Here is a 15,168-nt window from a genome sequence, read left to right as displayed (position 1 = left end):
AAAAGCTAGTCCTTGAAAAAAATAATCAAATCGCGTACCTTAAAACAATACCTGACAAACTAAACTTAACTGACAACTTTAATACTTAAATTTTTACTGCCTGTCAGATTAAATCTTAACTAATACACCAAAACAAGACTAAAGTACGCCTTACAAGCAAACAATATACCTTGGAAACAGTTGTGATTAGAAAGTGTCGTTGAAAGATGAGGAAGCAAGTAGCATGTCGTTTGAGCCCGCGCAGTGGACGGGTTACGACGACCAATACAAAAACAGTATGAAGCAGCTAACGGCTATTAGAATGGTTTGGTATGAAAACAAGTTGTTTTTTTACCTGCTTACAGCCCTATTGCTCATCGGGTTTTTGCCTTTTTTCCTATTGGATAAAGTTTCTTTTTTGATATGGCTCAAGCAGTGGCACCATCCTCTTGTAGATTGTATGGCGCCTTATTGGACCTGGTTAGGGGATGGGATCATGTATATAGCTCTTCTATGGATGATGGCCTTATGGCGTGTAAGTTGTAGGAAGCTGCTCATAATGGGCGGTGGTTTTGTCTTTATGTCTATCGTGGTACAATTGTTGAAGCGTGTTTTTTATACACATATGTTAAGGCCCATAGCCTTGCTCCCTGGAGATAAAGCCTTGCATCTAGTAGATCGGGTTCCCTTGTCAAAGGAGTTAAGTTTCCCTTCAGGTCACTCTGCTACGATTTTTCTGTTGGTAGCTGTTATACAGCTATTAGCAGAAAATAAAAACAAAATGTATAGTGTGCTTTTGTTAGGACTAGCCCTAACGGTTGCTTACTCAAGGATCTATCTTTGTCAGCATTTTTATATAGATGTCTATGTAGGTGCCTGGATTGGTACGATTGCGGCTGTGCTAGTATATATAGCTGTTATGCAGGTCAATGGGCCTAAGTGGTTGGATCGTTCTATCTATGGTTGGTTATGTACGCATGGAAAAGGGATTAAGAAATAGTCGGGTTGTTTGTTTTCTAATTGGCTTTGGCGTTATTTTTGCATGGGGGATAGGCGCGGTGCATCTATTTGATTTAGATGAGCTCTATTTTGCTGAGATTACTAGAGAAATGATCCGTACGGGCTGTTATGGCCAAGTGACCTTTAATTTTGAACCTCTCTACGAAAAACCGCCGCTTTTCTTTTGGCTACAAGCGGCTAGTATGCATCTTTGGGGAGTGAATGAAATCGGTGCACGCTTTCCTAATTGGGTCTGCGGACTGTTGACACTTGCAACGGTATATTACATCGGTACACACTACAAGGGCAGGTGGTTTGGTCTTGTATGGATGTGTTTGTATGCAACTGCTTTTTTGCCTCATTTTTATTTTAAATCAGCTATTATAGATCCTTTTTTTAATTATTTTTTGCTGTTGGCCATCTATTGTTTATCCCGTGCAGCTACCTTATCCAAAGGAGGGTGGTATAGTTGTGCAGGGTTATCGATAGGTTGTGCGCTGTTGGCCAAAGGCCCTATGGCTTTGATAATACCATTAGCTACTTTATCATTATCGTATACTTGGTTTAAGGGCAACGTTGTGCAGTTGAAGTTACTGGTTTTAACTATATTCGTTGCTGTAGTAGCCCTATCCTGTTGGTTGATTCCAGAAATTTGGGTGTATGGATGGACTTTTATTACAGAATTCTGGGCCTATCATTTATTGCTCTACCATCAACCTGTTGCTACCCATGCACAACCTTGGTACTATCACTATCTGGTACTTTGCTTTGGATGCTTTCCCAGTTCTCTATTTGCCATCTACTTTTTGAAAGCAAACAGATGGCTTCAAAACCATTATTTTGCAGCGAATATGCAAGCTTTATTAGCAGTGGTTTTACTTATTTTTACACTAGTAGGTACCAAGATTGTACATTATAGTTCTATGGCCTATTTCCCTATAACTTTTTTTGCTGCTGATTTTTTCTATCAGCGGGCTTACCATAGAAAATATAGTTATCTAGGCTATTGGTTTGGAGCCATTGGTTTGGCCATAGGAGGGGCTTTGGCGTTTATGCCTTGGATAATGCGTCATAAACATGTATGGGTTACGCTTATTAAAAGCCAAGTGATCAGGGATGCCTTGACACTATCTGTTCTATGGAACTACTGGGATAGCCTGCCGGGTTTGGTATATATTATAGGCATAGGCATAGCCTACTATTTCCTTTTACGGCTTCGTTTGGTTCCTTTTATGGGCACCTTTATGGGCACCAATATGTGCGCGTTGGCATTATTTTTGATCCGTGTCGCTCCTAAGATAGAAGCCTATACGCAAAAAGAAATGGTTGCTTTTTGTAAAGCATGTAAAGGCAAAGCGTTATACCTGCGTACCGTTGGTTTTAAATCAGCTGCACCTTTGTTCTATGCGGATCAACCCAAAATCTTGCAACAACCGGATATAGCTTGGCTATTAGAAGGGGCTATTGATAAACCTTGTTTGTTTATTCTATATAAAAGCGATAAATCATTTTTAGCAGCCTATCCATCGGTCAAGCATATAAAAGATGCCGGCTGTTTCTCCTTTTATAAACGGTTACCTAAAAGCTTCGTACCCATTCAGCACTGTGGCAGAAATTAGATGCTTGGTATGTTTTAGACATGCTTTTAGGACGGTTTCTTAGCGGAAGTGTATAAGGTTTGCTATAAATCTTAGTAAAGAATTAGAGAAAAACCCGTTTTCTGCCACAGTGTTGAATGGATACAAAAGTACAGCCACACATAAAATGTGGGGGCCACCTATCCAAGCAGCACATAAGCCATGCTCTTATTTTATTCTGAGCCTAGTCTTTTTTATATTTTTTAAATGCTTGAATAAGTTGCTGCATCCTTTTGTGCCGATGATCTAATCCGGTCCATCCTTTATTCGCTGGTTGTCGCAGTAGATAGTGTGCAGCCATCATGGCCAGTCCATTGGCTACTATGCAAAAAAAATCACCTTCTATGTTTATGGAAGGGATTACCCATTTGTTCCAAGCTAAAATGGTTAGTGCACCTGTGGCCATGCCTATCAAAGCCGTTCGAGCACTACCCCGAAAGCCCAAAATAGCTAAGATAAGCGGAGCAATTACTATGGATTCATACAGCTCCATACTCGAAATAAGTAATTCCAATAGATTATGGGCGTAAAAGACGATGATCATAGCCAGTAGGCTTGTAACTATGGAAGTTAGTTTGGCTAACCGGATTTGATGGGCACAAGCGGTGGGCCCTGTTATGCCCCGTATACTTTCCATCATGTCATGGCCAACCAGCACACTACAAACATGTAAGCTAGAATCAGCTGTGGACATGGCCATACCTAATATGCTAATGGCAATACACCCTTTAAAAGCAGGTGGAAGATGCGTCATGATATACGTCCAAATTTTTGTTTCTGATAGTGCTAGTCCTGGATGGTTTACAAAAAAAAATAGACCAATGAGCATAATGGCAATAAATATAGGAATCTGCAAGAAACTAGCATATAAAAAAACCTTTTTGGCTTGAATAGGGCTAGAGGACATATATATTCTTTGGGTCAAAATAGGATCGAAAATAAATGCGCAGTGGTGTAGCACTAAAAGGAAGAGGTTCCATGGTTGCAAATGATCGCTACCGCTCAATTGAAATTTTTCTTGCTTGTGTAAAAATGATGCAATTTCTAATATAGATTTGCCTGTTTTGGAGAACATAAGCTTTGCAAGCATAAAAATAATAACAGTAAAGGTGATAAATTGCAATACATCGGTAATGGTAATGGCACGAATGCCCCCAAAAGTAGCATAAGCAACAAGGGTTAAGGTGGCAAGTATAGTAACCAGACGTGAGTCAACTGCGTCTATGCACATGGTAAGCGCTAGGGATAGCGCATCGATTTGTATTGTAACAATAAAAAGACAATAAAAAATAGAAGATAAAGCAGTAATGATCCTGGGACATTTGCCATATACCTTACCTATCGTATCTGCAATAGAAAGGTCTTCCATCAATGGGCCTGTACGTAACGCTACACGATTAATGACCCAAAGCTCGATGGGAGCAAACAGCATGTGTATCATCCAGTGGAGGCCATGGTGATAGACACGGATGACATTAGTTAGTAGCGACACTCCGCCAATACTAGTAGCCAATAGCGTAATCGTCAAGAGCGCCGTAGAATATCGTTTGTTATCCACAGCATATGCCCGAAATGTGGTTGCTTGGCTACTAGCGCAAAGACCTACTACTAAGGTCAATAATAAAAAGCCCCCTACCATTACTAGAGGTATAGAAGACAGGGTCATATCATTTTCAAGTATATATTTGAAACAATGCCATATGTAGATGGGTTATCCACATAGATTTGCTTTTTTAGGTTCTATAAAATCCATTAATACTTTGGCCGCTGCATCTATTTCTATTTTATTAGATTTTGCATCAGCCTTTAATTGGATCCATGCTTTATAGGCTTGCTCAAAGGTTTCCATATCTTCAAAATCTAACCATAAAATATTTGTAAATATGTGGGCTGGGCCTTCCATAATCACCATTTCTTCTACTGCATGCCTAAACGAAGATTGTTGAAATCTGGCTGGCCATGCAGGAAAAACCATAGTCATGATAAATGAGTAGGGGTCTTTTTCTGTGGTTAATGTATCTTCACTTCTAAGCAAGATATGTTCTATTAAGTGAAAGCCTTCACATGCTTGGTTCAGTGTTCTTAATAACTCTACACTTTGTTGGACCATAGCCTCTGCTTGCTCGATCTGCATAAGGGGTTCAGTTACGAGCTCAATAGTTTGCTTTTTGACTTTATCCACATATAGTAGAATAGTATAGGTCTCATTTGCTTTTTTGACAATATGGTAATGTTGTTCATTGATACCATAGGATATTACTAGGGACTGCATATTTTCATATTTCCCTCTAAACATAAAAATATCATTATAGGCTGCCTGGTCGTTTTTACCTAAGAAAATGTCCAAATTATATTGTGTGGACTTTTTTTCCACATACATACTATCCTTTACTATTTGGTGAAAAAGTTTTTTCTCTAAATTTTTAATACCTAAGTTACGGTAAATACGTCGCTTAAAACCAGATGGCACATGGTGGATCCAATTGTTCATCTCATTGACTGTTATATGAGCTGCCCGGTTTCTATTTTTACTGATATCAATGTAATCCTTTAAAAACAGTGCTTTATTTGTGTTAAACTCATCCAATTGTGTTTCTTCATTTTTAGGATAAAGGTGCAGGGAGTAGATGGTAAATCGTTCCGCTAAATAAGCCAATAAATGGTCTAACACCCTTGATCGTTTGTCTAAGCTTCGAATGTCGCTTTCTAATGTTCTATTGATGTAGGAAAAGTAAGTTTGCATGGTTGCATCAGACTGGTGCTGGCCGTCAGTAGGCCTATCCACTATTTCTTTTTTTACATCTAAATATTTTCTTTGTACTACAAATTCAAGGTCATTACCTGGGTCAGTCTCTTGCGTAGGTTGCTTAATAATGGTATCCATCCTCGGTATGTCTAAGGGCAAACGGCCATTAGGCTTGTTATACGCTTCGCTATAGATGGTCATGGTGTGTTTGATGTTAGACAATTGCCCCAAATAATTGGCAAAAAGCTGATCAAAAAACATTAAATAACTTTTTAATTGTTTTGCTTTAGCTTGATTTTTACGTGTTTCAGATGGGCTGCATCCTTCGTCTCCTACGTTATAGAGTAGGGGAAAGTCTTGTTGTATGGAGACATGGTTTTCTAGGTTTCTATAATTTCCTTCTAATACAAATACACTTTCTTCTTGTAGATAGGCTTTCGTTAAAGTACCTCTTCCTTTCATATCTTCAAGCATATCCACAACCTTCCCCCAATTTGTATTGATGGGTAGCCCATTATAATAGAGGATAATTTCACTTTGTGGAATATCAAGGACTAAAGACTGATCTGGTAAGATCGGTATCATCACGCTACTTGTTCTTGTATGTTCTTCATGAATAAAGAGTTCAAAGTTTAACACATTTTTAATATTAGACACTTTAGTAGCCTGCTCTAAGAGTTCAACTACGTAAATTCTAGATTTGTTTTTTAGATGAATTAATTCCTCTTCATCTATAAAACCTTGTGTTAAAAGTGGCCCCGTAAAGATTTGGTCTATGGTCCTACCTTTGTCTAGCAATTGACTGATGCTGTAAAAAGGAACACGTGGTGAGAAAAACTCCTGAAAGGCAAATAATATCTGAGCAATAATGGTCTCTCCTTCTTCGTAAGCCAAACAGTTGGTTACCTCAAAAATACCTTTTACACTGATAGGTAGTCTTTCCATGGTTTGAATTAGAAAGAAATCTTCACATAGATTCCTTTGCGCATATAATTTTTGTTGCACTAAACCTAATACCTCTTTTTCTTGTCGGGTGTGGCTGATCCGTTCTTCTACATCTACAAAAATCTTATATCCCCCTTTGATTTCTTTTGGCCCATCACTTAAAAAGATATTCGCATTTTTTATGCCTGGTACATCCAACACAATTTTTAAAAAATCCCATTTTGTTAATGGATTACAAGGAAGAATTTCTTCCGCTTTGTAAAAGGGTTGCTCATTGGGATGTGCTGTTGCATCAGGATCTTTCGCCCATATATCTTCTATATAGAAGTTGGTTCTATATTCTAGGTCCATGATGGCAAAAGAAAGTACTTCTAAAATGGTAATACCAGGGTCATGGTCTCCATAGTCTGTCCATTTCTTTCCTGCTAATTGGCGAATGTAGGCTATTCCTTGCTCCTTTAAAAAAGGATAATGAAGTGCTAATGGGGTGTTTTTCATAATCTATATCTATAAATAATACTGATTTTGAAGTTATAATAAATAAATTATAAATAGAGAGATGGCGACCTTGAGGCTATGGCTATCTGAGCATGTTGCGTTTTATATATCTATTGTTCCTAATTATAATGATTGGTCACTATTGCTAAGTTGTTATTTGTTAAAAATAGGATGGTAGCCATATTGAATCGTTTCTTCTATATCTAATTTTTTAACCTTATAACTTATATTAATACCAATGGCCCCTTCTCCATCGTTTGGCGTGGTCAGTTGGACATCTAGGACTTCTACTCTGGGTTCATGTTCTGTAATGGTTTGCTTGATGTTATTGACCATAAAAGTTTCTAGATTAAGATCTAATTGTTGAAAGGCAAGGGGTGTCAGATCACAACCATATTGCTGTTCTACAATGCGTTCACCCACTCTAGTACGCATTAAGATGATTAAACTTTCTCGGATATCGCTCAATCCGTTGACCATTTCTACTCTGCTACTATGGTGATTAAAAGAAGGTGGAAACTTCCATCCTATACCCAAGAAATTGTTGTCATCTTCCATATGTGCATTTTCTATTGGTTTATTAGTATACTTTTATCCACCAATTATTACGGTAGGGCACCCTTGTAATATAATGCCACCCATACCGGTTGTGTCGCCTAAGCGTGCCGCTGGTTTTTTACCTATTAGAACGGTGAAAGATCCTTTTATAATGGTATCCGGATGGGGTGGGGGGCCATTACAAAGCAACGTGTCTCCCATTCTTGCTGCAGGAAACTTACCTATTAAAACAGTGGGACAACCCAACATAATCATTCCTCCAGTCGCATGAGGTACAGGTGGAGTAGCTGGCGTTATCATAGGGCACATATGCTTATTTAATAATACAGCTGCAGGTGGCATAGTGTTCTATATGATATATGATACAAGTATAAGAATCTACAAAATAATTCTATTAATTAATGAGTACGGTTGTACCTTTAATAATCGTAGCCATACCAGATTTGACTTCTGTACTGGCATTGCCACTTAAAATGGCTTTCATGGAAGCTTGTGCGTTGATATTCATGCTCTTCAAGTTTATATTTTGTGTGCCATTGATCACCACATCTTTTCCTGACTTTATGGTGATACTAGCCCTTGCATTCAGGTTAATATCTTTACTGCTGGTTAGGTTGATGCCATCGTTACTTAACACTACTTTGTTGCCATTCTGGTCTACCATTTCAATGCTTTTTTTCTTATCTGATATTTGTATCAGACCTCCTTTGGGTGTTTTAATAATGATTTCAGGACCTTCTTTATCATCATGAAAACTAAACTCTAATTTTTCTTTAGAAATAAACGATTTAAAAGAATTTTTAGGGTCTATTGTTTTAGGTGGTACATGTTTGTTACTATACAGGGAGCCTAGAATAATAGGGAATCGAATGTCGTCGTTTACGAAGCCTACTACCACTTCATCTTCCAATTCCGGGATAAAAAAAGAACCTGATGCTTGCGTAGCATAAAATGAAGCTAGACGACACCACATGCCCTCTTTGGGTTTATCTTGTACTAAAGGTAAATGTACCAAAATCCGATTCTGTTTTTGAGGATCTTGTGTAATCTGTTTGACGATACCAAGTTGTAACCCATATATAGGGGGCATCATACCTGCTGCTGGAAGTGCACCGATGTCACGGTATTGGTACATATAGCGTTGTGCCTCTAACCCTAAGGTTAATATGGTTTGCCAGTTGCCATCTGATATAATATGTTGCACACCCGATACATATGCATTGCCTGCAAAGTGACTGGCTCCTTTTTCAATGGTAATTAGCCCATCATGGCGCAATGCAGCATTGCCTGAAACGGTAACACTCCCTTTGATTTTAGCGATTCTACTTCGGTTTAGTAAGCCAGTGGCCAACGTTTTGATTTCCGAAGGATCTAGTACCCCACCGTGGGATATGGCCACGTTACCTGGTTGAGCAGCAGTAGTTAATTTTTTATAGGAGATGTCTCCCATAGATTGTTCTCCTGGATCATTGGCTTGTTCAGTAATTTTATTTTGCTTATTACTATCCCAGGAGAGGGCAGTAACAGCTGACCATGGGTTTTTTGCATCTATTTCAGCATCGAAGTCAATAAAGTCGGCTCCATAAGTATAGGTAAAAGCACCTTTGCCAGTTGCTTTTGGTTTTTTGACTGTAAGGGTTCCGTCATTTACTACTACAACTTGTCCATTTGCCTCGGCGCGAATATTGAGGAAGTCCCAATCTGATATTTCGTGCTGTGTAATATTTTCATGTACAATAGTGGTCGCTTCAATTTTATGGCTTAGGCCACTATAACTACCCAAAATCTTTTTTAAAAGGTCACTATCCTTACTTTTTACAAAATGTTTCGTTTTAGGCGCAAGGGTGGTTTTATAGGCCGCGTCTCTACAAGTTACAGTTAAGGTAGACCACCCTGTTGACCTAGACTGAATGGCTAATTTGGCCACTACGCCCTCGAATAACTGCTCTAACCCATCTCCATAACCGGCGCGTATGGTAACCGTAGCACCAATGGTAAAGGTTTTATCATTAGCTATAGAAAAAGTTTGTGACTGAATGCTACCATCATGCAAAACTATTTTTGCATAAGGTATTTTATTGATTCTTTTATCCACCATGATGGATTGTATAGGATAGCTGGCATCTAGGGTTTTAGAACCTACCTTGATGGCGTACTTAATAAAATCACCTGAAAAAGCTGTTGCCATGGAGATAAAGGAATAAAGCAAAGAAAAATATGGTTTAAAGTGCGCCCACTTAAAATAAAAATATACCACTAGTGGTTCCAATCATTTCTATACCTTCTATGTGTCTACTTACGTATTGCTCAGATCACCTAGCCGAATAGATAGGTAGGATCAATAAAACAAAATAGACTGTACCAGATTAGTCCTGTGACCAAAGTTTAAAGGTATTAGATCCTCAACAGTAGCAATAAAATAAATAAAGGATAAAATTCCAAAAAGATAGGCCATAAACGTTGGTTTGAAATGTAAAGCACAGATTTTATAAGTGATCATGCAAACTCCTTGCAGCATTTTATTTGCTGCTGAATAGGCGTGTAATAAACCAATTGCTCTGGGTTAATATAATGCACAATAGGGCAATGTGGACGTTATAGTAGTAGATCCACAAACTATGTGTCTATTCACGACACTGGTTAGTAAGGCAATTTTATTTTTACTTTTTTCTTGATAAAAAAGCAAGCAAAAAATCAAGCCCTCGGCAAAAAGTCGCTGAAAGTGCCATCTTACAGGTTGAAAAACAGAAACCACCCCCTGTGGGGTCTTCATATGCCTTGCAAGCTCCATGGCTCTGCTAACAGGGCACGTGGCCTGGGGTACGTGGAAATGGAATGACATCACGTATATTTTCCATTCCTGTTACAAATAATACAAATCGGTCCAGACCTAAACCAAATCCGCTATGGGGTATCGTGCCAAAGCGCCTGGTGTCGAGATACCAGTTCAAATTTTGAATACCAATATGTTGCATGACGGCTGTCAAGTAATCCATTCGTTCTTCTCTTTGGGAGCCTCCAATAATTTCGCCTACGCCAGGGAAAAGTATATCCATAGCGGCTACCGTTTTACCATCATCATTTTGGCGCATATAAAAGGCCTTTATAGCTTTTGGATAATCGGTTACTACTACAGGTCTTTTAAAGTGATGCTCTACTAAATAACGCTCATGTTCCGATTGGAGGTCCATGCCCCAACCGGTAATAGGATAGACAAATTGACCATGCTTATTGGATGCAGCTAAAATAGCAATGGCTTCTGTGTAGGTAATACGAGCGAAAGGTTGTTCTAGTACGAACTGCAACCGTTCCAATAGCGTCATGGTTGCTTCTTCTGCATGGCTATGGCTCAGCAAGCGTTGGTTTAAAAAATCAAGCTCGTCTGGGCATTGTTTAAGTACATAGTCTAATAAAAATTTTAACAATGCTTCTGCAAGGACAATCGTATCGTCCAGCGTATTAAAGGCTACCTCTGGTTCAACCATCCAGAACTCTGCTAGGTGTCTGGTTGTATTCGAATTTTCTGCTCTGAAAGTGGGGCCAAAAGTATAGACTGCCCCTAGTCCCATGGCAGCTGCTTCTGCCGCAAGCTGGCCAGAAACGGTTAAATTGGTAGCGGTATGAAAAAAATCTGCGCTATAATCCATACTACCATCTGGATGTTTAGGTGGCGTATCTAAGGTGGTTACACGAAACAATTCCCCTGCCCCTTCTGCATCTGCTGCAGTAATAATGGGTGTATGGAGGTAAAAGAAACCACGTTCGTGAAAAAAATGGTGAATGGCATAACTAATGGCATGCCTGATGCGAAACACGGCACCAAAGGTATTGGTACGAAATCGAAGGTGTGCCCATGTACGTAGGAATTCTAGTGAATGCGCCTTGGGTTGCAATGGGTAGTCTAGCGCATTACCCAGTAGGGTCAGGTGATGACCATCTAATTCTACTGATTGGTTGGCACCTTGTGAAGCTACCAAACGGCCAGAGACCGTAACACTAGCCCCTGTAACCAGCTGGCTTAGCAGCTCTTTGGGTAGTTCAGAAGGGGACATCACTATCTGTAAACTTTGTTGACAGGAGCCATCATTGAGCGTAAGAAACATAACCTGTTTATTGATCCGTTTGGTGCGGATCCAACCTTTGGCTTCAACTTGTGCACCTACTGTGCCAAATTGTAAAAGTTCTTTAATTTTGGTATGCAATGTATTCTTTTTTAGATTAAAAATTAATGCTTGTATAGCTATCTGCCTAGCAGGTCCTAATCTATAAATAGTTTTTATTTAATCCAACTGAACGCGCAGATGCAAAAGTTACAATTAGAACAAAAGTTAACGCAGCGGTTATCTGGACAACAAATTCAATTTATTAAGCTGTTGCAAGTGCCTACTATTGCACTCAATGATTACATCTCAAAAGAGGTAACCGCTAACCCTTTGCTAGATGAAGAAAAAGAGGGAGACCATCAAGATGCAGTAGCCACTGCATCAGAATCATTGGTTCAGGATGTCCCTGATTATCGTTCAACGGATGTAAAGATCTACAAAATACAACCCGCTCGGGACCTTTGGACCCCAGCTATCGTTTCACTTCAAGAAAAATTAAAAGAGCAACTGCACTTGCTCCATTTAAGTCCAGTAGGCTATATCATAGGTGAGCATTTAATTGGTAGTTTGGATCACAATGGTTACCTGCAATGTGATTTGGAGATTGTTGTACAAGATCTTCATGTAATTCATTATTTAGAACTTTCTCTACAAGAAGTAGAGGAAGTATTAACTGCTATTCAGCATTTCGATCCACCTGGTATTGCAGCTAGGAATCTGCAGGAATGTTTGTGCATACAACTGCAAGGACAAGACCAGAAAGATCCAATTATTCAACTGGCACAGCGTGTGGTCAGTAGTTGTTTTGAAGCGCTTACTAAGAAGCATTATGAGACCATAATCAAAAAATTAGGTGTGACAGATAGGCCGCTCTTGAAAGAGGCCTTAGCCCATATTGCTCGATTGAATCCCAGACCAGGGCGCCATCATAATGGAATAGATGATGCCAGTGATTACCTTACACCAGACTTTATAATCGTAGAAAATCAAGGGAAACTTACTGCTGAATTGGTCCATTATCCGGTGCACAAGCCACGCTTTAATAAAAAATACCTTGCGCTGTTAGAAAGCTATGAGCAAAACACACAACAGGATTTATCGAGCCAAGAGATGATTGCTTTTTTGAAAAAAAAGCTAGAGCATGCCAAGTGGTTTATGGAGGCGCTTAGTCAACGGAGCCAAACCCTTTTAAAGACCATGAACGCAATTTTAGCATTGCAATATGCTTTTTTTTTAGAAGGGGAAGAAACAGATCGATTAAAGCCAATGGTTTTGCAACATGTAGCCGATAAGGTTGGTATGGATGCTTCTACTATTTCAAGGATTGTCAACCAAAAATCAGTCCAAGGCAAATTTGGTGTGTATCCACTAAAATTTTTCTTTTCTGAAGGCATCAGCAAAGCTACTGGAGAGGATATCAGCAATAAAGTGGTAAAAAATAGAATTTTACAATTAATTGACAGTGAAGATAAACAAAATCCTTATTCAGATGAACAGATCGTAGCTATATTGATAGCTGAGGGCTATAATGTGGCACGCCGTACCGTAACGAAGTATAGAAAACAGTTGCACCTACCTGTTGCCAGGTTGCGGAAGGTATTGCTATCATGAAATCTGTTGTGATGCTAGTGTGCTGAACACATACCTATTTGTATGTGTTTAGCCAATGGCGTTAGCTTAAGAGCTATTTTTTATTGATTACCAAACAAAAAGAGATATTTGTTTAAGTTAATAGCTAATAAGGCAATTTATCGCACTTTTTGTTTGATAAAAAGGTGGGATAAAAATCATTATTAACCAGTAATGTGAACAGATACACCTATTTTCGTTTATGGGCCATGTGTATAGGTTGAAATGGGTACCCCAGTAAGTTGTAGCCGATTCTTAATGTAATCTGTTGAGGTCTATACGGCTTATCCCCATCTAATAGCGTAGCACTTATAAACTTTCTAGCTACTGATAATTGCGCAAATTCCCAAGAGATATCTATTAAAATAGTGCCTAAGTCTATACCTAAACCTAAGAGGTAGCTATTGATCTTTTTTCTATAGCTTTCTATAAGGTGGTTACCTGTGAGGTCTGCATCATCTAAACCAGCCAAAGGTATTCGAAAGATACAGCCAATATGCGGGCGCAGGAGACCAAACAAAGGCAGACCGATCGTCAAGGGTAGGGTAATATGTTTGAAATAGTTTCGATCGAACTTATGGGGCAATTTATGCCAATCTAATACAAACACGGCATCTAACTTGGCATATAAGAGCCACAAGTCTAGACTTGTAAATCCTCCCATCTGCAATGCGAGGTTGTGGATAGTCGTTTTTTTGGTTGTCTGTTTTGAGCTAAGGCTACTATAAAACCCAGTTATACCCAAACATGGCCCCACAGCCCATCCAACAGCCTTAGAGGGATGGGCCATAAGCATATAGACTAGCGTCCAAAGGCCCAGGATGTATTTTTTTATGTTGGTTACTTTCATGCCAATGATCACTGTTGTGTTCAAAAAAATTGCCGACCTCTGTTCGGTTTAAAGTTACCTTTTAGCGATGGAGGTCGCTGGATTAGAGGTAGATAGCTAATCCTTTATCGTGTTATTATTATTGGTAGTGTTTGGTGGGACTGTGGCCTGTAATGCTTGCTGCGCTTGAGCGAGATTGGGGCTTATATTTGACTGTGATGCACCCTTAAGAAAAATAGAAGACAAGAGGGTTAAGAAGAGCAATAACCCTACGAGTATCCAGGTGGTTTTTTCTAGAAAATCTGCCTTTTGATTAATGCCGATACGTTGTATAGAAGCTGCACCTCCACCTGAAGGTGTAATCCGTTCCTTAGGCTCTTGCAGTAAGATGGTGCCAATCAATAGAATAGCTACAATAATAATAAGTACAGTAAGCAAATTAAATACAGACATAACTATAGATCACGATTTAGGCTAGCAATAATACCCTGAATATACGATTTTTTTTCAGGATGTTTGGACATTAGGTGTGTATAAATTTCAATGGCACGTTTGTATTTTTTTTGTTGGATCATGATTCTAGCTAATGTTTCAGTAGCAAAGCGATCATGTAAAGTAGTACCTTGCTCGGATAAATCTACAGATACCTCTTCTGTTAATGGCACTACTTCGACAAAGGGATCAAACTGCAAATTTCTGTTTAAAATAGTGTCTATAACAGAAAACTGTTTGATGCTATTTTTATTTGTACTCTTTTTAAGCGACTTTTTAGCAATTATTTCTAAATAATTATTAACGGCACTAGCGGTTTCCTGTGTGGATTTTATGTGTGCATTTCGGATTATGGGTGGTATAGCAAGTTTCTTTTCTAGCCATTTACGCAAATGCGCGCGATCAATGGCATAGGTAGCAGCTCTTTGCACCACATGTTTTTCTATAGCTTGCTCTTGCCTATAGACTGCTTTGGCAAGGAGTGCATGGGCTAAGGAAAAATAGGGATATTTCTGTATAAGCGCCTCTAGATCAGGTAGATCTGATGGCGAAAGCGTTTCAGGTTGCTCCAGTAATTTTAATAGTTTTTGAACATGCATGGTAGAAACAATTTCAATAGACTTTTTTTATGCAACGCGTTGATACAGACGAATTTGTAGGAGAAACGGCACGAAAAACCGCAGCATACTAGCTGTATCTGAGGCTGTCAGTACCGGATCAGCGTGCAAAATTACCAGTAAAAGCAGCGTTTTG

Annotated in this window: 12 protein-coding genes; 3 read left to right on the top strand and 9 right to left on the bottom strand. The window is 39.0% G+C overall.

The genetic code is table 11. The features are described from left to right. The first annotated feature begins 193 nt into the window (after positions 1-193). Both NLX65_RS02245 and NLX65_RS02240 read left to right on the top strand, forming a co-directional pair. Entirely contained in the window at positions 194-979 is a 786-nt protein-coding gene (locus tag NLX65_RS02245; protein WP_260536732.1) for a phosphatase PAP2 family protein, read from the top strand. Then, a complete protein-coding gene (locus tag NLX65_RS02240; RefSeq protein WP_260536729.1) occupies positions 939-2,597 on the top strand; it encodes an ArnT family glycosyltransferase in 1,659 nt (552 codons plus the stop codon). Before NLX65_RS02245 ends, NLX65_RS02240 begins: the two co-directional genes overlap by 41 nt. 202 nt (positions 2,598-2,799) lie before the next feature. Here NLX65_RS02240 and NLX65_RS02235 read toward each other — a convergent pair whose 3' ends face one another. The 6 genes from NLX65_RS02235 to asnS form a co-directional block, all read right to left on the bottom strand. Beyond that, positions 2,800-4,281: a sodium:solute symporter family protein gene (locus tag NLX65_RS02235; RefSeq protein ID WP_260536726.1), complete on the bottom strand. Its 1,482-nt coding sequence runs from the start codon at positions 4,279-4,281 to the stop codon at positions 2,800-2,802. Positions 4,282-4,326: 45 nt separating this feature from the next. After that, positions 4,327-6,804, bottom strand: coding sequence for a hypothetical protein (locus NLX65_RS02230; RefSeq protein ID WP_260536724.1), 2,478 nt, complete (start codon positions 6,802-6,804; stop codon positions 4,327-4,329). Positions 6,805-6,957: 153 nt separating this feature from the next. After that, the gene (locus NLX65_RS02225) at positions 6,958-7,362 is read right to left on the bottom strand and encodes a GPW/gp25 family protein (protein ID WP_260536721.1); all 405 of its coding nucleotides are present in this window, start codon (positions 7,360-7,362) and stop codon (positions 6,958-6,960) included. A 33-nt stretch (positions 7,363-7,395) separates the two neighbouring features. Continuing rightward, positions 7,396-7,704, bottom strand: a complete 309-nt coding sequence (locus NLX65_RS02220) for a PAAR domain-containing protein (RefSeq protein ID WP_260536718.1) — start codon at positions 7,702-7,704, stop codon at positions 7,396-7,398. Positions 7,705-7,756: 52 nt separating this feature from the next. Next, entirely contained in the window at positions 7,757-9,550 is a 1,794-nt protein-coding gene (gene vgrG, locus NLX65_RS02215) for a type VI secretion system tip protein VgrG (protein ID WP_260536715.1), read from the bottom strand. A gap of 610 nt (positions 9,551-10,160) precedes the next feature. Then, positions 10,161-11,564, bottom strand: coding sequence for an asparagine--tRNA ligase (gene asnS / locus NLX65_RS02210; protein ID WP_260536712.1), 1,404 nt, complete (start codon positions 11,562-11,564; stop codon positions 10,161-10,163). 99 nt (positions 11,565-11,663) lie between these two features. On the opposite strand from asnS, the gene rpoN reads away from it, so the two are divergent. After that, on the top strand, positions 11,664-13,076 hold the full coding sequence (gene rpoN, locus NLX65_RS02205; RefSeq protein WP_260536709.1) for an RNA polymerase factor sigma-54: 1,413 nt from the start codon (positions 11,664-11,666) through the stop codon (positions 13,074-13,076). Positions 13,077-13,284: 208 nt separating this feature from the next. On the opposite strand, the gene NLX65_RS02200 is transcribed toward rpoN, so the two are convergent. From NLX65_RS02200 to NLX65_RS02190, 3 genes are all read right to left on the bottom strand, one after another. Further along, on the bottom strand, positions 13,285-13,944 hold the full coding sequence (locus tag NLX65_RS02200) for a hypothetical protein (protein ID WP_260536707.1): 660 nt from the start codon (positions 13,942-13,944) through the stop codon (positions 13,285-13,287). Between the two features lie 96 nt (positions 13,945-14,040). Next, positions 14,041-14,376, bottom strand: coding sequence for a preprotein translocase subunit SecG (gene secG, locus NLX65_RS02195; protein ID WP_260536704.1), 336 nt, complete (start codon positions 14,374-14,376; stop codon positions 14,041-14,043). 2 nt (positions 14,377-14,378) lie between these two features. Then, entirely contained in the window at positions 14,379-15,014 is a 636-nt protein-coding gene (locus tag NLX65_RS02190) for a hypothetical protein (protein ID WP_260536701.1), read from the bottom strand. Positions 15,015-15,168 lie beyond the last annotated feature (154 nt).

The organism is Candidatus Cardinium sp. TP (assembly GCF_025215055.1).
Taxonomy (GTDB): Bacteria; Bacteroidota; Bacteroidia; order Cytophagales; family Amoebophilaceae; genus Cardinium.
Note: the sequence above shows the minus strand (reverse complement) of the source record. Positions and strands in the feature narration are given on the sequence as shown.